Annotated in this window: 23 protein-coding genes; 11 read left to right on the forward strand and 12 right to left on the reverse strand. The window is 59.0% G+C overall.

The features are described 5' to 3' along the window. Positions 1-68 precede the first annotated feature (68 nt). Positions 69-734: a thiamine diphosphokinase gene (locus K3727_03825; GenBank protein UWQ91941.1), complete on the forward strand. Its 666-nt coding sequence runs from the start codon at positions 69-71 to the stop codon at positions 732-734. On the opposite strand, the gene K3727_03830 is transcribed toward K3727_03825, so the two are convergent. From K3727_03830 to K3727_03845, 4 genes are all read right to left on the reverse strand, one after another. Continuing rightward, positions 706-1,644, reverse strand: coding sequence for a DMT family transporter (locus K3727_03830; GenBank protein UWQ91942.1), 939 nt, complete (start codon positions 1,642-1,644; stop codon positions 706-708). The genes K3727_03825 and K3727_03830 overlap by 29 nt on opposite strands. A 106-nt stretch (positions 1,645-1,750) precedes the next feature. Continuing rightward, positions 1,751-3,124: an L-serine ammonia-lyase gene (locus K3727_03835; protein ID UWQ91943.1), complete on the reverse strand. Its 1,374-nt coding sequence runs from the start codon at positions 3,122-3,124 to the stop codon at positions 1,751-1,753. Then, the gene (locus K3727_03840) at positions 3,124-3,825 is read right to left on the reverse strand and encodes a glutathione S-transferase family protein (protein ID UWQ91944.1); all 702 of its coding nucleotides are present in this window, start codon (positions 3,823-3,825) and stop codon (positions 3,124-3,126) included. Before K3727_03840 ends, K3727_03835 begins: the two co-directional genes overlap by 1 nt. An 84-nt stretch (positions 3,826-3,909) precedes the next feature. Further along, positions 3,910-4,374, reverse strand: a complete 465-nt coding sequence (locus K3727_03845; protein UWQ91945.1) for a hypothetical protein — start codon at positions 4,372-4,374, stop codon at positions 3,910-3,912. A gap of 73 nt (positions 4,375-4,447) precedes the next feature. Here K3727_03845 and K3727_03850 point away from each other — a divergent pair, with 73 nt between their 5' ends. The 7 genes from K3727_03850 (at position 4,448) to K3727_03880 (ending at position 11,189) form a co-directional block, all read left to right on the forward strand. Further along, positions 4,448-4,888, forward strand: a complete 441-nt coding sequence (locus K3727_03850) for a MarR family transcriptional regulator (GenBank protein ID UWQ91946.1) — start codon at positions 4,448-4,450, stop codon at positions 4,886-4,888. A 93-nt stretch (positions 4,889-4,981) separates the two neighbouring features. Next, positions 4,982-5,770, forward strand: a complete 789-nt coding sequence (rpiA, locus tag K3727_03855; protein ID UWQ91947.1) for a ribose-5-phosphate isomerase RpiA — start codon at positions 4,982-4,984, stop codon at positions 5,768-5,770. 11 nt (positions 5,771-5,781) lie between these two features. After that, positions 5,782-7,140: a glutathione-disulfide reductase gene (gene gor, locus K3727_03860; GenBank protein UWQ91948.1), complete on the forward strand. Its 1,359-nt coding sequence runs from the start codon at positions 5,782-5,784 to the stop codon at positions 7,138-7,140. Between the two features lie 76 nt (positions 7,141-7,216). Further along, positions 7,217-8,368: an FtsH protease activity modulator HflK gene (hflK, locus tag K3727_03865; GenBank protein ID UWQ91949.1), complete on the forward strand. Its 1,152-nt coding sequence runs from the start codon at positions 7,217-7,219 to the stop codon at positions 8,366-8,368. Continuing rightward, on the forward strand, positions 8,368-9,246 hold the full coding sequence (locus tag K3727_03870; protein UWQ91950.1) for a protease modulator HflC: 879 nt from the start codon (positions 8,368-8,370) through the stop codon (positions 9,244-9,246). Before hflK ends, K3727_03870 begins: the two co-directional genes overlap by 1 nt. Continuing rightward, positions 9,243-9,449: a DUF2065 domain-containing protein gene (locus K3727_03875; protein ID UWQ91951.1), complete on the forward strand. Its 207-nt coding sequence runs from the start codon at positions 9,243-9,245 to the stop codon at positions 9,447-9,449. The genes K3727_03870 and K3727_03875 overlap by 4 nt, the downstream gene beginning before the upstream one ends. A 345-nt stretch (positions 9,450-9,794) precedes the next feature. Next, the gene (locus K3727_03880; GenBank protein ID UWQ93262.1) at positions 9,795-11,189 is read left to right on the forward strand and encodes a Do family serine endopeptidase; all 1,395 of its coding nucleotides are present in this window, start codon (positions 9,795-9,797) and stop codon (positions 11,187-11,189) included. Between the two features lie 295 nt (positions 11,190-11,484). Here K3727_03880 and K3727_03885 read toward each other — a convergent pair whose 3' ends face one another. The 3 genes from K3727_03885 to K3727_03895 form a co-directional block, all read right to left on the reverse strand. Then, a complete protein-coding gene (locus K3727_03885; GenBank protein ID UWQ91952.1) occupies positions 11,485-12,153 on the reverse strand; it encodes a Crp/Fnr family transcriptional regulator in 669 nt (222 codons plus the stop codon). A 103-nt stretch (positions 12,154-12,256) separates the two neighbouring features. Beyond that, positions 12,257-12,742, reverse strand: coding sequence for a peptidoglycan-binding protein (locus tag K3727_03890; GenBank protein UWQ93263.1), 486 nt, complete (start codon positions 12,740-12,742; stop codon positions 12,257-12,259). A gap of 87 nt (positions 12,743-12,829) precedes the next feature. Continuing rightward, positions 12,830-13,315 (reverse strand): hypothetical protein, encoded by a 486-nt coding sequence (locus tag K3727_03895; protein UWQ91953.1) that lies wholly within the window; start codon positions 13,313-13,315, stop codon positions 12,830-12,832. 83 nt (positions 13,316-13,398) lie between these two features. Between K3727_03895 and K3727_03900 the strand changes: the two genes are divergently transcribed. Beyond that, entirely contained in the window at positions 13,399-13,722 is a 324-nt protein-coding gene (locus K3727_03900) for a 2Fe-2S iron-sulfur cluster binding domain-containing protein (protein ID UWQ91954.1), read from the forward strand. Then, positions 13,722-14,600 (forward strand): VCBS repeat-containing protein, encoded by an 879-nt coding sequence (locus K3727_03905; GenBank protein UWQ91955.1) that lies wholly within the window; start codon positions 13,722-13,724, stop codon positions 14,598-14,600. Before K3727_03900 ends, K3727_03905 begins: the two co-directional genes overlap by 1 nt. A 125-nt stretch (positions 14,601-14,725) precedes the next feature. Here K3727_03905 and K3727_03910 read toward each other — a convergent pair whose 3' ends face one another. From K3727_03910 to purD, 3 genes are all read right to left on the reverse strand, one after another. Continuing rightward, positions 14,726-15,340, reverse strand: a complete 615-nt coding sequence (locus K3727_03910; protein ID UWQ91956.1) for a LuxR C-terminal-related transcriptional regulator — start codon at positions 15,338-15,340, stop codon at positions 14,726-14,728. A 209-nt stretch (positions 15,341-15,549) separates the two neighbouring features. Continuing rightward, entirely contained in the window at positions 15,550-16,032 is a 483-nt protein-coding gene (locus K3727_03915; protein ID UWQ91957.1) for a GNAT family N-acetyltransferase, read from the reverse strand. 341 nt (positions 16,033-16,373) lie between these two features. Next, on the reverse strand, positions 16,374-17,636 hold the full coding sequence (gene purD / locus K3727_03920) for a phosphoribosylamine--glycine ligase (protein UWQ91958.1): 1,263 nt from the start codon (positions 17,634-17,636) through the stop codon (positions 16,374-16,376). Positions 17,637-17,734: 98 nt separating this feature from the next. On the opposite strand from purD, the gene xseA reads away from it, so the two are divergent. Continuing rightward, positions 17,735-19,324, forward strand: coding sequence for an exodeoxyribonuclease VII large subunit (gene xseA, locus K3727_03925; protein ID UWQ91959.1), 1,590 nt, complete (start codon positions 17,735-17,737; stop codon positions 19,322-19,324). Between the two features lie 70 nt (positions 19,325-19,394). On the opposite strand, the gene K3727_03930 is transcribed toward xseA, so the two are convergent. Both K3727_03930 and K3727_03935 read right to left on the reverse strand, forming a co-directional pair. Further along, positions 19,395-19,796 carry a hypothetical protein gene (locus K3727_03930; GenBank protein ID UWQ91960.1) on the reverse strand — a complete coding sequence of 134 codons (402 nt, stop codon included), beginning with the start codon at positions 19,794-19,796 and terminating at the stop codon, positions 19,395-19,397. 36 nt (positions 19,797-19,832) lie between these two features. After that, positions 19,833-20,882, reverse strand: a complete 1,050-nt coding sequence (locus K3727_03935; GenBank protein UWQ91961.1) for an alkane 1-monooxygenase — start codon at positions 20,880-20,882, stop codon at positions 19,833-19,835. Positions 20,883-20,942 lie beyond the last annotated feature (60 nt).

Genomic DNA, 20,942 nt, shown 5'->3' on the forward strand with positions numbered 1-20,942 from the left:
TGTGTAAATGAACGTATCATTTTGTGGCTAGATTGTGGCGGCTGTCAAAAGTGGGCATTAAAGCGGGCATGAAAAAACCTGTTGTTCAGTCCCCGAATCCCGTCACCCTGATTGGTGGAGGAGCGGTCTATTCCGAAGATTTTGCCTATGCCTTGGCGCGGGCACCCGACCTGGTGGCGGCCGATGGCGGTGCGCTGGCAGCGTTGGACCGGGGATATACTCCGCTGGCCGTGATCGGGGATATGGATTCCCTGCCGACGGCTGCCCGGTCTCTTTTGCCACCGGAAACGGTATTTCCGATCACGGAACAGGACAGCACTGATTTTGACAAAGCCCTACGCAGCATTTCGGCACCGCTGGTTTTGGCGATCGGGTTTCTGGGGCGGCGGCTGGACCACCAGTTGGCAGCCTTTAGTACGTTGATCCGACGGTCCAACATACCTTGTATTCTGATTGGCGAACTGGAGGTGATTTTCCACGCGCCTGCGGATTTCACAATGGAATTGGAGCCGGGGTCGATCGTGTCACTGTATCCCATGGCACGGGTAACAGGGCGCTCCGAAGGGCTGGAATGGCCAATCGACGGGCTTCAGCTGGCACCGGATGGGCGCATCGGGACATCGAACAGGGCCTTGGGGCGTGTGCGCCTGTCGGTAGATGGGCCGGGGCTGTTGGTGATAGTGCCCCGAAGCGCGCTTGATGCGGTTATGCGGGCGATTGTGCCCGAGAGCTGACTTTGGGTCGGGGCGTTTGCTGTTTGGCGACGACGCGTTCGCGGGCGACAATATACAACCCAGCCCCCATGATGATCGCAATGCCAAAGCTGGCCAACATGTTGGGTAGATCGCCAAAGATCCCCCAGCCAATGAATGTGGCAACCGGAATCTCAAGATATTGCATCGGTGCCAATGTGGTTGCGGGCGCATAGCGCAGAGACCAGGTCATCAACAGATGCGCAATTGTTCCCAGCAGACCAATGCCCAATAGCAATGAAACCTCATACGAAGACGGAGTTTTCATCGTCAACGGGGCAATATCCATATGCTGACCGACAAGCAGAACCGGCAACAGCACAACTGTCGCCATCACGCCACTGACAGCCTGCAGGCCGATCGGATCGGTTTCCTTGGCGATCTGGCGAGTGACCAACATGAACAAGGAGAATATCACAGCGACAGCCAGTGGCCACAATGCGGGCCAGCCGACCGCGGCAAAGCTGGGCTGAATAACCAGTAAGGTTCCGATGAAGCCAACGACACAGGCCAGAAGCCGTCGCATGCCGACTTCCTCGTTCAAGACATATTTGCCCAACAGCATCATGATGAAGGGCATGACAAAGGCGATGGCAACGGCATCTGCAAGGGGCAGATATTGCAACGCGGTGAACATCGCACCAATGCCGGCGATATGGAGCGCGGTACGCAAAACCGTCAGGGTCAACACCCGGCGGTTCATTCGCCACAGACGGCCGGTCATCGCGACAATGGGAATCAAAACGGCCGCCTGGATGGCGAAACGAACAAACAACAACTGTCCAAGGGGGACAGATTCTCCAAGCAGCTTGGCCACCGCGTCGCCCATAGGGGCGACGACACAAAAGCCAAGCATCAGAGAGATACCAAGAATGGGGCGATCAATAAACATGGGTTCACGCTAGGCGGGCGTTAACCTTTGCGCAAGTCAAGGTTGCGTGCGTTTTGGGATTTCTTGCCTTAAACGATCTCTCTAGAGTTGTGACGCGGCGTCACAATCAGCAATTTGGAACATTGACCGCCAATCCCCCCAACGAGGTTTCCTTGTATTTTTCGTGCATGTCATGCCCGGTCTGACGCATGGTTTCGATGACTGCATCCAGCGGCACGAAATGCTGTCCATCTCCACGCAGCGCCAGGCTTGCGGCAGAGACGGCTTTGATCGCGCCCAGGCCGTTGCGTTCGATGCAGGGCACCTGAACCAGACCTTTGACCGGATCACAGGTCATGCCCAGATGGTGTTCCAATGCAATTTCGGCGGCGTTTTCCACTTGCTCGGGTGAGCCCCCCATAACGGCACACAGACCGGCTGCGGCCATGGCTGCAGCGCTGCCAACTTCGGCCTGGCAGCCCGCTTCTGCACCAGAGATCGAGGCATTGTATTTCACCAACCCGCCGATCGCGGCCGCTGTCAGCAAAAAGTCTTCGATATGGCTTTCAGAGGCGCCGGGCACGTGGTCCAGATAATAGCGCAGGACCGCAGGCAATACACCAGCCGCACCGTTGGTCGGTGCGGTGACAACCTGTCCACCGGCGGCGTTCTCTTCGTTGACGGCCATGGCGTAAACGCTCATCCAGTCATTGATGGTGTGCGGTGCGTTCAGGTTCATGCCGCGTTCGGCCACCAGCGCGTCGTGGATCCCTTTGGCGCGGCGACGTACATTCAGGCCGCCGGGCAGAATACCGTCGCGGTTCAGCCCGCGTTCAATACAGTCGTTCATCACCTGCCACAGACGGGCGGTGCCCTTGGCGAAACTGTCGGCGCACCCACGCGCGATTTCATTGGCGCGTTTCATGTCTGCGATGGACTTGCCACTGGCCTGGGCCATCTCCAGCATTTCGGCAGCTGAATGGAATGGAAAAGGGACCGGTGCGCCGTCATCGGTGTCTTTGCCGTCTGCCAGCTCCTCTTCGGTCAGGACAAACCCGCCGCCGACCGAATAATACACCTGACGCAGGATCACGTCGCCCTGGGCGTCTGTAGCCATCAGGATCATGCCATTGGCATGACCAGGTAGATTGTGATCATAGTCAAAGATCATGTCCGCCTTGGGATCGAATTTCAACGCGCCCAATCCTTGGGGGTGCAACAGGTGGGTGGCGTTCAGATCGGCCAGCGTGGCTTCGGCTTTGGCGTCGTCATAGGTATCAGGCAGGAACCCGGCGAGCCCCAGAATGGTGGCGCGGTCGGTGGCATGACCCACACCGGTAAAGGCCAGCGACCCATGCAGGGATGCGCGCAGTCCGTGAAATTCAAACGGCGAGGCCCGCATCAGATCCAGGAACCGCGCGGCGGCCACCATCGGGCCCATAGTGTGTGACGAGGACGGGCCAATGCCCACTTTGAACATATCGAAGACGGAGAGGAACATCAGGTGGCTGATCCTTCTGGCGGTGTTGGGTGTATGGGGTGCGTGAATGGGGTCGGGCCCAGGCCTTCGGCTTCTTGGGCATGGTGTACGCTGGGGCGGGTTTCCAGACGCATCAGAATGGCTTGCAGGGCAGGGTATTGGTCCAGATTGAACCAGCTGCGGTCATGCTGTGCCGGATAGAGCGCCATCCAGCGCATCTGGCAGGCCAGATATAAATCCAGAACGGACGGGCTATCGGCGCCCAACCAATCAGTCCCCGCAGCGTTGTCCAGATTCCGCAGGTGGGTATCAAGCCGCCGAGCCATCCCGGTGCGCAATGCCTGTTGCAGGTCTGCGTCCGGTCCGATGTATTTTTCGGCATAGAACAATTGGCGCAGATCCGCATGCAGGGTGTTAGAAGCAAAGAACAGCCATTTCAGGAAGGACGCGCGCCCGGTGCTGTTTGGCGCCGGGGCCAGCGCGCCATGTCGGTCGGCCAGCCACAACAGGATCGCTGCGGTTTCAAAAATGGGTCCGTCGGGTGTTTCTAGAACCGGGATCAATCCATTGGGATTTAGCTGGCGATACCCTTTGCTGTCTTGTTGACGCTGACGACGGTCGATCACAAGGGTGTCAAAGGGCTGGCCCAGCTCCAACAACGCCAGCCGGATCACCAGCGAGGCGTTGTCAGGAGCATAATGAAGGCGATACGTCGGTGTCATGGATCCTGATCTAGACCGGGATGGTGATTCCCAAAGCTTCGTTTCCGACGTTTCCTATCGGAAACGCGCATTTTTGCGACATGTTTAGCGTGCGTGGCCTGACTTGGCACCTTTTGAGGCACGGCGACGCGCCAACGCCAGACCGTCCCGCATGTTCAGGGTCAAAAGGAAGATGTTGGTCGCACCTGCGATCAGCTCGAGGGTTTGGATCAAATAGAACCCTGTATCGAACGGACCCTCGGATGCTCTGTTGGCCAGGAACACCGCGCTGGGGAGCAAGATCAGAACACCGTTTGCTGCGATGATCTTCATGCGTTTGGACTTTTGGGTCACCTGGGGCAGTTTCCAGCCTTTGCCCAATTTGGCCCCTGTTGCTCCGGTGGTCATCATGGCCGGGATCAACACCAGCATTCCGTACAGAATCGCCTGTTTCACAGCTGCGACAGTTTCCGCGTTGGCAAAAATTTCGCTGACGGCTGTTGAAACCCAGAAGGTCGAAATCGTGGCAAGCGCGATGCCACCGGCTGTGGCGTGGATCTTTGGGGACATGATGAGCTCCATTTAAATAGCGTGCTATGTAAATATAGTTGCATAGCACGCTATTCAAGTATCTTTCTTTCACATGAGCGATTTTCAACAAATGTCGGCCGGGTATCTGGCCAACCACATGGCCCGACTGTTTGCAGTTGGACTGAGCAAACGGTTGCAGGCGACTGGGCTGGCTCCGGCCCAATTCATGGTGCTGCTCGAGCTGTGGCAGGCTGATGGCCGTACTCAGGCCGACCTGATGGGCGCGCTGGACGTTGAACAGGCGACGATGGCCAATACGTTGTCGCGAATGGATCGCGATGGGTTGATCGAAAGGCGCCCTTCCGAGACGGACGGGCGGTCGCGGATCGTATTTCTCAGCGACAAGGCCCGCGCCCTGGAGCAGGCGGCAAAGACCGCGGCATGGCACCAGAACGAGGTCGCGTTGCGAGGTTTGGACCCAGAGGAACGGGGGCTGTTTCTTTCGCTGATGCGCAAGGTCATCGCGAATATGCAGCGTCCGGACGCGCCCTGATGCCGGCAGCCGCAACAAAGTGATGCGTTTTGTGCCTCGCAGTTGCGCGGTGCATTCCGTATAAGACCGGCAACGCAACGAGGGGATGCTGCCATGACCGGAGAATTGTCGCCCATCGACAAGGCTAAATTTGTCGCTGCCAAACGGGCGGCCGACATGGTCGAAGACGGAATGCGCGTGGGGCTGGGGACCGGATCGACCGCGGCCTGGCTGGTGCGGTGTCTGGGTGAGATGGTTCGGGATGAGGGGCTGAAGATCCGCGGTGTTCCCACATCGACTCGCACCGCTGAACTGGCACGCGACGTTGGTATCGAAGTGATCAGCCTGGATGAAGCCAAGTGGCTGGACCTGACCATCGACGGCGCGGATGAATTCGACGGTGATCTGAACCTGATCAAGGGCGGCGGCGGCGCATTGTTGCAGGAAAAAATCGTGGCCACCGCATCAGATCAAATGGTGGTGATCGCGGACATCGGCAAAGAGGTCGAAAACCTTGGGGCGTTTCCTTTGCCGGTCGAAGTGATTCCATTTGGCTGGCAAACGACACAGGCGCTGATCGAGGAAACCCTTATTTCCATGGACGTTCTGGGGCGTCAGGCGACGCTGCGGATGAATGGAGACGCACCTTTTGTCACGGATGAGGGGAACCATATTCTGGACCTGCATCTGAAACGCATTGGCAACCCGCGCCAATTGGCCATGGTAATGAACCAGATGCCGGGTGTGGTTGAAAACGGTCTGTTCATTGATATCTGTGACACCGTGGTGATCGGCTTTGGCGACGGCAAGGTCGAAATCCGCGATATCAATGAAGGCACTGTAGAGCACGACCGGCTGGATTTTGTCGAAAGCGACAACCTGTTCACCGATCTTGCCGACTAAAGGTAGATAGCATGAGCTTTGATTACGATCTGTTTGTCATCGGTGGTGGGTCCGGTGGGGTGCGTGCGGCGCGGGTTGCTGCGGGCGACACCGGTGCCAAGGTCGCATTGGCCGAAGAAGACCGCTATGGCGGAACCTGTGTGATCCGGGGCTGTGTGCCCAAAAAGCTGATGGTATTTGCCAGCGAGTATTCCGGCATGGTCGAAGACGCGCAGGCCTATGGTTGGGACATTCAGCCGGGTGGCTTCAACTGGGATGCGTTCCGGGGCAAGCTGAACGCCGAATTGGACCGGCTCGAAGGGATCTATCGCAGCCTGCTCAAGAATTCCGGTGTCGAGAGCTTTGACCAGCGTGCCAAACTGGTCGACGCCCACACGGTCGAGCTGTCAGACGGCACCCGCAAGACTGCCAAACATATTCTGATTGCAACTGGTGGGCGCCCCGTGGTGCCAGAGTTTCCGGGGTCCGAACTGGCGATCACCTCGAATGAGATCTTTCACCTCGACAAGCTGCCGGACAGCATCCTGATCGTCGGGGGCGGCTATATCGCCTCGGAATTTGCAGGAATCATGAACGGGTTGGGGGTGAAGACCACCCAATTCTACCGCGGCGCGCAGATCCTGCGCGGGTTCGATGACGAGGCTCGCGGGTTGGTTTGCGAAGAGATGTGCCAGAACGGCATCGACGTGCATCTGGGCACCAATGTTCTGGAGATGCGCAAAGAGGGCGCGCAGATCTGGGTCAAGGCCACCAATGGCGAAGAACGTCTGTTTGATCAGGTGATGTATGCCACCGGCCGTGCGCCCAATGCGGATGACATGGGGCTCGAAGAGATCGGCATTGAACGCGGTCGCAAGGGTGAAATTGTCGTGGATGCGTACAGCCAGACCGGTGTGCCGTCAGTTTATGCGATCGGGGATGTGACCGACCGGGTCAATCTGACCCCGGTGGCGATCCGCGAAGGCATGGCCTTTGTCGAAACCGTGTTCAAGGGCAATCCGACCCCGGTCGATCATGACCTGATCCCGACGGCGATCTTTACCCAGCCAGAAATGGGAACCGTGGGTCTGAGCGAGGAAGAAGCCCGCGAGCGTGAACCGATCGAGGTTTATTCGGCGTCGTTCAAACCGATGCAGCAGTCCTTTGCAGGACGTGCGGCACGGGTGCTGATGAAGCTGATCGTCAGTCAGGAAACCCGCAAAGTCTTGGGTTGTCATATCGTCGCTCCGGGTGCCGGTGAAATGATCCAATTGGCGGGCATCGCGGTCAAAATGGGCGCAACAAAAGAAGATTTCGATCGGACCGTGGCGGTGCATCCGACTATGTCCGAAGAGCTGGTGACAATGAAATCACCGACGCGGACCGCTTGATTTTCGGGCGGTCCTGCACAGTTATGTGATATGGCCGCGAATCCTGCGGCACAAAAAGGAAAGTTGAAGGAGCGACATGGCGGGCAACAGCGGTGGCCCCTGGGGGGGCGGAGGCGGCTCTTCGGGCGGCGGAGACAACCGGGGCAACAATGGCGGCAACAACGGAGGGGGACGACGCCCCGACGATGAAGGCCCGCAGATTCCCGAAATTGATGACCTGATGAAAAAGGGTCAGGAACAACTGCGCGTGCTCATGGGCGGGCGTGGCGGCAGCGGCGGAAATTCCGGCGGTGGAAACCGGCGAGGCGGCGGTGGTCCGGCTCTGACTGGTGGTACCCTGGCATTGGGCGCGGTTGCGGCAGCGGTCCTGTGGGGCATGGCCAGCTTTTACACGGTCAAACCCGAAGAACAGTCGGTGGAATTGTTCCTGGGCGAATATTCGGCCACCGGCGGTCCGGGCCTGAACTTTGCGCCTTGGCCTGTGGTGACCAAGGAAGTCATCCCGGTCAAGGTCGAACAGACCGAACTGATCGGGGCGGGATCGCGTGGTGGCGACGCCGGGCTGATGCTGACCGGGGATGAAAACATCATCGATGTGGATTTCCAGGTGGTCTGGAACATCAACGATCCGGCACAATATCTGTTCAACCTGCGCGATCCGCGTCAGACCATTCAGGCGGTGTCTGAATCGGCGATGCGGGAAATTATCGCCCAATCCGAACTGGCTCCGATCCTGAACAGGGACCGGGGGATCATCGCTGAACGTCTCAAGGAACTCATCCAGTCGACGCTCGATAGTTACGATTCGGGCGTGAACATCGTCAGGGTCAACTTTGACGGTGCCGATCCGCCAGAGCCGGTCAAAGATGCCTTCCGCGAAGTGCAATCTGCTGGTCAGGAACGTGACCGTCTGGAAAAACAGGCTGACGCTTATGCCAACCGGGTCCTTGCGGGCGCGCGCGGTGAATCCGCTCAGCTGCTGGAGGAGGCCGAAGGCTATCGAGCCAGTGTCGTGAATGAAGCCGAGGGTGAAGCCAGCCGTTTCATAGCGGTTCTGGAAGAGTACTCGAAGGCCCCGGATGTGACCCGCAAGCGTCTGTATCTGGAAACCATGGAAGAGGTCCTGGGCCGCGTGGACAAGATCATTTTGGACGACCAGTCTGGTGAAGGGCAGGGGATCGTCCCCTACCTGCCGCTGAATGAACTGCGCAAGGGAGGTTCCAACTGATGCGTAAATCTACGTTTCTCCTCCCCGTTGTCGTTGTAGCTCTGGTTGTTGCGCTCAGTTCCGTCTTTATCGTGGACGAACGTGAACGGGCGCTGGTGCTTCAGTTTGGGCGTGTTGTTTCGGTCAAAGAAGAGCCGGGCCTGGCGTTCAAGATTCCTTTGATTCAGGAAGTCGTGCGTTATGACGACCGGATCCTCAGCCGCGAAGTCGGACCGCTGGAAATTACTCCGCTGGATGATCGCCGTTTGGTTGTCGATGCCTTTGCGCGCTATCGTATCCTGGATGTGCGCCAGTTCAGACAGGCGGTTGGTGCCGGTGGGATTGCGACAGCTGAATCGCGCCTGGATTCGATCCTGCGTGCCCAGACCCGCGAAATCCTGGGGTCGGTCAGTTCCGATGATATCCTCAGTTCGGACCGCGCGACGTTGATGCTGCGGATCCGCAATGGTGCGATTTCACGGACTCGATCTCTGGGGTTGGAAATCGTCGATGTGCGGCTGAAGCGCACCGACCTGCCGCAGGCAAACCTTCAGGCAACCTTTGCACGGATGCGTGCCGAGCGTGAACGTGAAGCTGCCGACGAAATCGCTCGGGGTGAAGAAGCTGCCCAGAGGGTGCGCGCCCAGGCAGACCGGACGCAGGTTGAAATCGTGTCCCAGGCCCAAAAAGAAGCCGAGATCGTTCGGGGTGAAGCGGATGCGCAACGAAACGCCATCTTTGCAGAAGCCTATGGTCGGGACACCGAATTCTTTGAGTTCTACCGGAGCCTGACCGCTTATGGGCGGGCCTTGCAGGAAGGTAACTCTTCTATGGTGATGTCGCCCGACTCCGAGTTTTTCAACTACCTGAAGTCATCTGAAGGTCGCGTTCAGGAGTGAGTGAAACACTTGGCAACATATTTCTGGCCTTCGGGCTGGTGTTGATTGTGGAGGGGCTGGTCTATGTACTGGCCCCTTCGCTTGTTGAACGGATGTTGGAAATACTGCGGGCTTTGCCCGACGAGGCCCGAAGACAGGTTGGTGGTCTGGCTGTTGTTGCAGGGCTGGTTCTGCTCTGGGCGGCGCATCGCCTCCTCTCATAATTTTTGGGAATGTTGGAATTCCGGGGATCATATCCTCTGAAATATGCAGATTGCAGGACGGATCGTTTAAAATACGGGGTATTGGGTGACGTACGGTCCATTCACTTCCGGTTCACTTGCTTTTGAAACCTTGCAACATCCGTTGCGAGATGAGGTAAAGTTACTACATTGAGCCCATGAAAATTTTGGGGCGTCTTGAATTGCGACCCAACCCGCCGATGGCGGGGTGTCTCATACAAGCTTTGATAAGGAGTGTTACGCGTGCAGCCACAGGCAACCTATTCCATTTCCGGACCGAACATTTTTGCCGCCAGGTTGCGGCTGTTCTGGCTGGGTGCTGTCACAATGCTGATGGTATTGACGCAGACCCTGACTGCCCAGGCACGGCCAGAGAGCCTGGCCCCGTTGGCAGAGCAGATCAGCCCATCGGTGGTCAACATTACGACGACAACCGTCGTCGAAGGCCGGACTGGCCCGCAGGGTATCGTGCCCGAAGGCTCTCCGTTTGAGGAGTTTTTCCGGGACCGCCCCGGAAATGGCGACGAAAACCGCCCGCGCCGGTCTTCGGCGTTGGGATCGGGTTTCGTGATCTCCGAGGATGGTTTTATCGTTACCAACAACCACGTGATCGACGGCGCGGATGAAATTCAGATCGAATTCTTTCCAGGCGAAGGCCAGCCGGCGGAAACATTGCCGGCCAAAGTGATCGGAACCGATCCCAAGACTGACATCGCTCTGCTCAAGGTCGAAGCCGACATGCCACTGCGGTTTGTCCGTTTTGGTGACAGCGATACCGCCCGCGTTGGCGATTGGGTCGTTGCGATGGGGAACCCCCTGGGACAGGGATTTTCGGTCTCGGCCGGGATTGTATCGGCCAGAAACCGCGCGCTGAGCGGGACATATGATGACTACATCCAGACCGACGCTGCCATCAACCGCGGCAACTCCGGTGGACCTTTGTTCAACATGGAGGGCGAGGTCGTTGGTGTGAATACGGCGATCCTGTCGCCCAATGGCGGGTCGATCGGTATCGGATTTTCAATGGCTTCGAATGTGGTCCGCCGGGTGGTTGATCAGCTCAAAGAGTTTGGGGAAACCCGTCGTGGGTGGCTGGGTGTGCGTATTCAAGACGTGAGCCCGGATGTCGCCGAAGCGATCGGTCTGGAGAAGGCCAGCGGGGCGCTGATCACCGATGTGCCCGATGGTCCGTCCAAGGAGGCAGGCCTGCTGGCTGGTGATGTCATCATGAGCTTTGACGGTGTCGACGTAAAAGACACCCGGGGGCTGGTCAAACAGGTCGGAAATGCCGAAGTCGGCAAGGCTGTGCGTGTGGTCGTCTATCGTGATGGGGGCACTCAGACGGTTCTGGTAACGCTAGGACGTCGTGAAGACGCCGAACGTGGGGAAACGTCGACACAGCCGGCGACTCCGGACGTGAGCGAAAAGGATATTCTGGGCCTGACACTGGGACTTCTGACAGATGAGTTGCGCAAGGAGCTGAGTGTCCCGGCCGATCAGAATGGCTTGGTTGTGATGTCGGTCGACGAAGCCTCGCAGGCATGGGAGAAAGGCCTGCGTGCAGGGGATGTGATCACCGAAGCAGGCCAGCAGAAGATCGTGTCGATGGACGGGTTCGAAGAGCGCATTGCAGAGGCAAAAGAGGCCGGGCGCAAATCCCTGCTGCTGCTGGTGCGTCGCGCAGGTGAGCCGCGTTTCGTGGCATTGAGCCTGGAGAACTGACAGGCAATTTCAGATCTTGGAACGGCCGGGCTTTGCCCGGCCGTTTGCATTTTAAGTGCAGGGCCGGTCGAGCGCCTTTGGGAGCGCGCTGTTGTCTATCTCGGGTCAAAAATGGAGAGAGCCATGTGTTGGGGACACATGGCTCTCTCTTGGGAATAAGATCGGCTTGGGACAGGCACAGGACATGCTTGCCGACCCTTGCACCCAGACTGACCGGCAGCGGCACGCGCGTCTGTGATATGTTTCACAAGCCGGTAAGATTATTGAAGTTTTTGGTTGGTAGCTTGCTTTGGGGTCAGATCAGGTCTGGTTCGGCAAGTCGGTGCAATGCAGTTCGGTCCAGTATCTCCAATCCGCCTCGGGTGGCACCAATAACACCTGAGCGCTTCCAGACCGAAATCGTTTTCGATACGGCCTCGCGGGTGGCACCGACAAATTCGGCCAGTTCGCTTTGGGACAGCCCCAATGTGCAGCTTTGTGTTTCTTCCGTCAGGTGGAGCAGCTTGCGTGCCAGGCGGGAGGAGATCGGCAGGAAGACCTGCTCGTTCAACTGGCTGCTCATCCAGCGCATGCGCTGACCAGCCAGGCGGATCATGTCGGCCGCCAATTCAGGATGCTGGGCCAGTTGCTCCAGAACATCGGGATTGCGCACACGCAGGACCCGGGTCGGTTCGCTTGCCATGACGGTTGCAGTGCGGGGACCGGGGTCGAACAATGCGATTTCGCCAAAGATTGATCCGGGACGCATGATGTCCAGGGATAACTTGCGCCCGGTCGCGGACAGGATCGACACTTCGACCGCGCCGGTAACAATCACAAACAGCGCGTCCCCGACGTCTCCCTGCTCGAACAATACCTGACCCTGGTCCAGGGGAACTTCGGTGGCCTGGCTTGCCAGAAGCCGCTTTAGCCGATCCGAGGCGCAAGATAGGAAACCGGTGTCGGGCAGGTCATGTGGCTCCATCAAGGTTTCCTTTGTTTCAGTTCCGGTCCCCAACCAGTCAACAGGACCACAGGCAGAGGAGCAAGGGGAGGATTACCGCTTTTGTCTCCATTTAGTCAGAGGTTTATTCGATCTGCACCTCGACCAGACCCAGCTTGCGGGCGGTTGCCAGAGAGAGAATGCCGGTGTCCAACCCGTGTGGCTTCTGATATTTTCGGATCGCTGTTTGGGTGTGTGTATCCATCTCTGCCGTGATCTGACCACGATACAGGCTGCGCACCTTGAGCGCGCGTTGAAGCGAAGCGATGAATTGAGGGGTCATGACGTCGTCACAGGGGGTTTCAAACCACTCTTCCGTGCGTTCGCGAACGATCTGCTGAATGGTCTCCGTCTTGAAGATCGCCGGGCTCGTGACGGTCCCATCGACCAGTATTTGCGCCGGTTGTATCATGATCTGATGGGTGACCGTTTCAATGACGGCGGGGGTAACCTGTTTGCCCCAGCAGGTTCCCGGAGCAGCGCCGGGGGGGGCTTCCTGCTGCAGGCGCGTGACCTGAGAGCCAGTCGGTCCATTCAAGTCGGGCAAGCCCTGTTCACAGCCTGCAAGCATGGCACATAGGCAGGCCAACGTCGCAACGTGGCGAAAGGGAAACTTGGTCGACATGCTCGGGCCTCGGACAGGCGTTTTGCCACGATCCTAACCTAAATCGGATGTCGGCGCAAAGGCCGCATCGGTGTCGTGGCCCTGTTCCTGCAAGAGCAGGTCCAGCATGGGAGAGATGTCTTCGATCTCTTCGGCGATCAGATGGGAGACCGAATGTGCGCGCTGCAGTCGCCCCGTGATCCTGAGCAATCGCCCTGCTATCACCGCTCGCCGGAAGCGTTCGTACATCTTGCGCCAGACGATCACATTGACAATGCCGGTTTCATCCTCGAGCGTCAGGAAAATCACCCCTTTGGCGGTGCCGGGACGCTGCCGTAAAATGACCAACCCGGCCACGGTCAACCGGGTTCCGTCGGGGGGGCGGCACAAGTGTTCGGCCGGAAGGCAGGCCGGAGGGCGGGGCCAGTCCGGCCCATTTGGAACGGGCGTTAGAAACAGGGGATGGGACATTTGGGTTCTGGGGACTGGAGGTGTTAGAACAAATATAGAACAAAAGAGCAGAAAGTCCAGCTGCGGCATCAATCAGTCGCAAATGGGGCTGGCATCACTGCGGGGGCTTGGCTAGACAGTTGCGCGAGTACCGAGAGGGGAGAATACCGACGATGGCAAAGATTACCTATATCGAACACAACGGCACCGAGCATGTTGTTGACGTGGCCAATGGGCTGACCGTGATGGAAGGCGCACGCGACAACAATATTCCGGGCATTGAAGCCGATTGCGGGGGTGCCTGTGCCTGTTCGACATGCCACGTCTATGTGGACCCTGCCTGGGTGGAAAAACTGCCGGCCAAGGACGACATGGAAGAAGACATGCTGGACTTTGCCTATGAACCAGACGCCGCACGGTCGCGCCTGACCTGTCAGGTCAAGGTGACTGATGGGCTGGACGGTCTGGTCGTGCATATGCCGGAAAAACAGATCTGATGCGATCCGGGACCAAAGCGCGGCGTTTTCTGTCGCGCCACTGGTCTCGATGCACCCGCCGCGCGTGGTTGGCGGCGGCACTGTGGTTGGCCGGGGTCGGTGTCGTCGCGGCCTGTCAGAAACCACCTTCTGATCTGGCCGGGGACGGATCGTTTGTGCGCTTACCAGCGTGTTCGGGCCGCCAGTTCGAAACCTGCCCGGGGCAACAGATTTCTGCGGCCTGGTATGGCGAGGAAACCACGCTGTACCCGCATGGCGTTCTAGGGGATGCCATCGAATATTCCCGGCTGGAGGTTTATACCAGCGCAGAACATGCCACCGCATGCGGGACCAAAAGCGTCCGGTTGGACAAGCAGCATGTTTTCGAAGATTTGGCACCGCGGTTGGTCGATTTGGATGGTGACGGCACGGCCGAAATAATCACAATTCGCAGTCATGTGGACAAAGGGGCGCAGATCGCCATTTACGGCGGTGGCGGCGATGATGCCCAGCTGAAGCTCATCGCAGCCACGCCCTATATCGGCCGCAGAAACCGCTGGCTTGCTCCTGTTGGCGCTGCTGATCTCGACAGAGACGGATACGTCGAAATTGCCTATGTTGATCGTCCGCACCTGGCCAAGACCCTGAGGGTTTGGCGGTTCCGGGATGGAAAGCTGGAGCCGGTGGCCGACCAGCCGGGTCTGACCAACCACAGGATCGGGCAGGATTTCATTACGTCGGGCATTCGTGACTGTGGGCAGGGACCCGAGATGGTCACCGTTGATGCCGGTTGGGACAGGGTCATGGTGTCCCGGTTGCAGGGCGGTCAGATCCGGACCACAGCGCTGGGGCCATATGAGGGGCGCGCAAGCGTCGATCAGGCATTGACCTGTTCCTGAGCGTTGTGTGCCGGCCCAATTTTGCCAAGCAGCAGGGTTGCCGTTCGTTTGTCTTTGCAGCCATCAACGTTCTATGACCTGCTCCAATTCGCTCACTCCGGTTTTTAACGTCTGTTACCGGCGGCTCAGCCGGCAACGCGCACCACGTGCTCTCCTTCGATCTGACCGAGCGACGAAAACAGCGCTGCCGTGTTGCTGGCGCTGAATTTCTTGAGCAGCTTGGCGCGATAGACCTCGACAGTGCGATAGCTGAGCTCCAGGTCGCGGGCAATTTCCTTGGAGGTCTTACCTTCGGAAAGGAGAGAGAACACTTCCCGCTCGCGCCGGGTCAATGGCTGATACGGGCGGAGAGCAGAGAGATCGGCAAAACTCCAGACGGCACGGGCCAGTGGATCATCGGGGGTAAAGCTGTGACCGCGCACCCGAACCCAGAACAGGTCGCCGTCCTTGCGTCGCATGACCCGTTCGTCCCAATACAGGTTGCCGCGTCCCAATGTGTCGTCTCCGCGATGGCGCACATTCAGAAATTCGGCCTCGCTGGGGTACAGAAAGACAAACAACTGGTTCAGTAGCTCGTCCTGTGAATACTGGAACATCTCACGAAATCGTAGATTGGTTTCACGGATCACCCGGTTTTCGGTCACCACCAGCCCAATGGGCGCATAGTCAAAGGCCAGCTCCTGCAGATCTCCGGATCCATAAGCCCGGTCAAGTTCGCTTGGCTCTGGTGAGCGGGTCATTGCGATCTCCGTATGATGGTGGCGGGAACAGAGGTCGTCCCGCGACACGCATAGTTTTGCACCCTGCTCCTTGATGTAAAGCGCTAACTGACGGGCTGCAACCGCACCGCGCTGCGCGGGCGCGGTGCCAGGCCCAACGGGGCGCGACGCCGCAGGCGTCAAGGCCGGGCGGGAGCGCTTTTTGGGAGGATGTTTCCTTGGTCGGACGATCAGGTCGTTTCGCACGAAACCATGTGGCGCATGGTCAGGGATGTTGGCCTGTCGTACCCGGGATGAGAGGTGACACCGGTCTGAATGAACCCCATGCGGGCAAAGGCGGCATGGTTTTCAACCAATTCGATCCGGGATTGCAGCTCGACCCTGTTGAAACCAAGCGCTCTGGCACGGTCACAGGCGAGGTCCACCATGACCCGCGCCAAACCCAACCCGCGGGACTCTTTGGCGACAGCGAGCTTGCCAAGATACAGGTGATCGGATTTCGGAGTGAGAAAGACGCAGGCGGCGACAGGGTCCCCGATGACCCAGACTTCACCCATCTGGCATTGCTGGAGCAGGGCATCTTCGGACAAGCGATGCATGGAAGAGGGCGGGTCGATCCTGCCATCCATATAAGCAAAGCTGGTTTGAATCAGCTGTAGCACCTCGCCAAGCCGATGATCGGTTGTAGTGATAGTGTTTGGGCGTGACATCATAGGGAACTCGACAGCCCGATGTTACCCGTTCACTGCAAAAAGAAAAGGCCTTCCAGCTTGGTGATGTCCGGGTGTTGATCCGCACCGACACCCGGCACTCGATGTGCTCCCGTCCCTTTGCCCTGTCTTTCTGACGAAAGACCGGACAAAGCGTTGGGCCTAGCACCGCGCGCTGGCGCGCGGTGCTAGGCCGCTTGACGGTGACGTTTTCGGCCGCGTGAACTGTGACGGCAGCGGGCCTGCGGCGCGCTGCCAGGCCCAAGGCCTATGATCCTGCATCTGTGATGCAGGATCAGGGCGCGGGAGCCCTTTGGTCTTTGGTCTGGACCCTAGGCAGGGTTTCAGAGTGCGCGCCAGCCGATATCGCGACGGAAGAACCCGCCGGGCCAGTCGATGGACTCGACCATCGCATAAGCGCGGTCGCGGGCCTCTTGCAATGACTCACCTCTGGCTGTGACATTCAGAACCCGGCCACCCGTGGCGACAATCTTGCCGTCCTGTGCCTTGGTTCCGGCGTGAAACACCATATTGTGGCTATCCTCAGGCTGGGTCTCCAGTGCTTTGATCTCGGTGCCTTTTTCGTAGGACCCGGGATAGCCATTCGCCGCCATCACGATGGTGATCGCGTGATCGTCGCCCCAATTCACCTGCGCCTCTGTCAGCCGGCCTTCGGCTGCCGCATGCATCAGGTCCAGTGCCTGTGCTCCGAGACGCATCATCAGCACCTGACATTCCGGATCGCCAAAACGCACATTGTATTCCACCAGACGCGGCTGGCCGTCCTTGATCATCAGGCCGGCATACAGCACCCCTTGATAGGGCATGCCGCGCTCTGCCATCGCCTTCATCGTTGGTTTGACGATTTCGTCCATCGCCTTGGCTTCGATCTCAGCCGACAGAACCGGGGCGGGAGAATAGGCCCCCATCCCGCCGGTGTTCAGACCGGTGTCGCCTTCACCGACGCGTTTATGGTCCTGGGCCGAGCCAATCGGCAGAACGTCTTCACCGTCTACCAGAACAAAGAGCGATGCCTCTTCACCCTCCATGAATTCCTCGATTACGACTTCGGCCCCGGCACCGCCAAAGCTGCCACCGAACATGTCGTCGATGGCGTCCAGCGCTGTGGCTTCGTCCATGGCAACGATCACGCCCTTACCGGCTGCCAGCCCGTCGGCCTTGACCACGATTGGGGCACCGTTGGCGCGGATATGGGTCTTAGCGGCCTCGGCATCGGAAAAATGGCCGTAGCCAGCGGTTGGCGCGTTCGAGACGTCACAGATTTCCTTGGTAAAGCTCTTGGACGCTTCCAGGCGCGCGGCGGCCTCGGACGGGCCAAAGACCAGCACACCGGCTTCGCGCAGGCGATCTGCGACACCGACGGCCAGAGGCGCTTCGGGGCCGACGATGACAAAATCAATGGCATTCTCTTCGGCAAAGCTGGCAACTGCACCGCCATCCATGATGTCAAACGATGCACATTCCGCGATCTGTTCGATCCCGGCATTTCCGGGGCATACGATCAGTTTGTCACATTTGGGGTTCTGCATGACGGCCCAAGCCAGAGCATGTTCACGTCCACCGCTTCCGAGGATAAGGATATTCATTCGCGCATACTCCGATCTGCTTGGCCTTGCTTGACGCGCGTTCTATGCTGATGCGACGCATAGAACAAGAACCCGCGCCATTTCGAGGGAGCGCCCAATTGTCCGACCTGTTTGACGAGCCCGTGCCGGGCCAAAACATGCCTGAATTCACCGTTTCGGAGATCTCGGGCGAGGTGAAACGCACGCTGGAAGGTACATTTGGCCGGGTTCGGGTGCGTGGCGAGGTCGGTCGTGTGTTCAAGGCGCGCTCGGGACATCTCTATTACGACATCAAGGACGATCGTAGCGTGCTGGCCTGCACCACATGGAAAGGGCAAGTGGCGAATCTGTCGGTCGTTCCCGAAGAGGGCCTTGAAGTCGTCGTGACCGGGCGACTCACCGCCTTTGGGGCGCAATCAAAATACAATCTGAATGTGGATGAAGTCGCCGTTGCCGGTCAGGGCGCGTTGATGGCGCTTTTGGAAAAGCGCAAGAAGCAGCTTGAGACCGAGGGGTTGTTTGCCGCCGAACGCAAGCAAGCGTTGCCCTTCCTGCCGGATATCATCGGTGTGGTGACCTCGCCATCGGGGGCTGTGATCCGGGACATTCTGCACCGGCTGCGCGATCGGTTCCCTCGCAAAGTTCTGATTTGGCCTGTGGCCGTGCAGGGGGCCAATTGCGCGCCCGAAGTGGCCCGTGCCATCAATGGATTCAACCAGCTGACACCGGGTGGGGCGCTGCCCCGGCCGGATCTGATTATCGTCGCGCGCGGTGGTGGTTCAATCGAGGATCTGTGGGGGTTCAACGAAGAGATCGTCGCCCGGGCAGCAGCAGCCTCCCAAATTCCGCTCATCTCGGCGGTGGGACATGAAACCGACACCACTCTGATCGACTTTGTTTCGGATCAACGGGCACCGACACCCACGGCGGCTGCAGAACTGGCGGTGCCGGTGCGGATGGACCTATTGGCCTGGAGTGATGACATGGGCGCACGCCTGACCCGCGCGGCGACGCAGGCGATCAGCCAGCGCAGCCAGCGGCTGGCCGATCTCAGTCGCGCCATGCCGCGAGCCGACAGCCTGTTGGACTCGCCGCGCCAGAGGTTAGATCAGGCCGAAGAACGTCTGCCGAATGCGCTGATCCGGGGCGTGCAGAATCGGGAGTTGCGTCTCAGCGAAGCGGCCGCACCATTGCGCAGCGAGGTCTTGCGGAGCCGGCTGCGGCGTGATCACGAACGCTTGGAAGATCGCGTCAACCGGTTGCTACCTGCCCTGGAGCGCGCAATGACACAGCGCCATGATCGGGTGACCGCCTGGGGTGCCCGTCTGCAACCACAACGTTTGAGGCAGGATTTGGATCGCCAAGGGGATCGGCTGACCCGGCTGACCCAGAGGCTGGCCCTGGTTGGACACAATCAACTGACCCGTTGGCAGGACCGTCTGATTGCCGTCGACCGCCAACGCGAAATCCTGAGCTACAAGGCCACGTTGGCACGGGGATATGCGGTGGTCCGGGCAGAAGGGGCAGTTGTGACCACGCGGGCTCAGGCCGCGGGTGCGACAGAATTTGAAATCGAATTCGCAGATGGGCGTCTGGATGTGGGCGGGGCAAAGGTGGGAAGCGCCTCGGCAGACCCTGCACCCGCGCCCCGGTCGGCCTCTCGGACAAAACCCCAATCACCCCCAGACGATCAGGGCTCTCTGTTTTAGGCGATGGCTGGCAGGTCCGGGTATCAGTGAATGCGCCTTATCTGTGTCGGGGTTTGTCGCCATTCCGGGATCAGACGCCGACTTCGGGTCCATGGCAGATCATTTCGGCGTTGATTTCATTGCCTTCATACAGATCGGTTGAGGTCGCGTCGCCTTGCAGTCTGGCGGTCAGGCCCTGATCGCCCAGCTCAAAGTGCCAGCATTGCGGATCTGACCGATCTTCGTAGAGGAAGCAGATCTGGTCAGAGTCCTGATACCAGCTCCCCTCCAGGCAATCGCCGTCCAGAAATGACCAGATCACCCGACGACCGGGAAGATAGCGTTCGACTCCATAGGGTTCACCGTCAAAACCGTAGAAAAGGGTCTTGCCGCGTGTGTATTTGTCAAACTCCTCGGCTCCGATCGGGGAGTCGGCCAGGAGGCTTGCGGGCAGCAGCCCAAACAGAGTGAACAAAAGCGGTGACATACGCATGGGCCGACTGTGCCAGATCAGGCGGCGGTTGCACAGTCACTGTCGCGTGTGCAGCGTTGGGTTTGAGCTGTCAGGCGCAGCGCGCTGGCGCAGCAGAGCAACACGCGGGTCCATGATTCGCCGCCACAATGGTGGGAACAGCGCGATAACTGCCATCAGCGGCACCGGGCGGGGCAGTGTCGGCATGTCCTTGGTGAGTTCCAACGCCGGATAGGGGCGTCCGGGGTGCATATGATGATCTGAATGCCGCGGTGCATTCAGCATCAGCGCCGAGGAATACCAATGAGGCGCATTCCAGGAATGCTGTGGCCCAGTTGGCTCCAGTCTCTGATCGTATGTCTGACGCCTCAACCCATAGTGCTGGACATAGTCGGCCAGAAAGATCTGGGCCTGGGCATAGGTGCAGATGGCCAGCAGAACCAGAACCCCGCCCAACCCGGACAGCGCTGTGGCCAAAAGGATCAGCGCGCCTGCACCGGCGAGATATCCGAAATATGGGTGCATTCCGCCTGAATCGGTCCGCTTCAGCCGCCGCGACGTTTCAGCCTGCCACCCGGCCCGCAAGGACCCGAGCCAGGCCCGGGGCCAGAAGCTGTAGAACCCCAGACCAAGATCGGCGGAATTGGGATCTCGTTCCGTGCCAACGTGCACGTGATGCACCAGCATATGCGCCGACACATGGTGCCCGATCAACATCGAGGTATAGACAATCGCTCCTAACCGTCTCAACCCACGCGCGGGGCGGTGTATCAGTTCGTGCGCGTTGGGGTGCGAAACCTGCCCCATGAACAGGCCCGCCGCGGCCCCGGTCAGGACCGCCTGCAACATTGGCATCTGTGGGATCGCAATCACCAGGGCAGGCAGCAGCCCTAGATGCCCAAGCGCCAATGTCACCGACAGCAGATCAGCCCGGTGCATTGTCTGCGCATCCCGCTGTACCGGCAACTTCCTGCGTCCCAACCGGTCCAGCGCATAGACACAGAGGGTCATGTAGGCCAGGGCCACTCCCGGCCAGATCCCTGCCCATAGGCAGGCACAGATCAACAGCGCCAACGGAGACAGGGAGGCAAGGGAAAACCAGAACATCAAGATCCTTTCACAGGCCTTTGCGCAGGGTCATATTTGACCCAAGGCCGGTTAACAGGC

The organism is Rhodobacteraceae bacterium M382 (assembly GCA_025141015.1).
Classification (GTDB): domain Bacteria; phylum Pseudomonadota; class Alphaproteobacteria; order Rhodobacterales; family Rhodobacteraceae; genus Aliisedimentitalea; species Aliisedimentitalea scapharcae.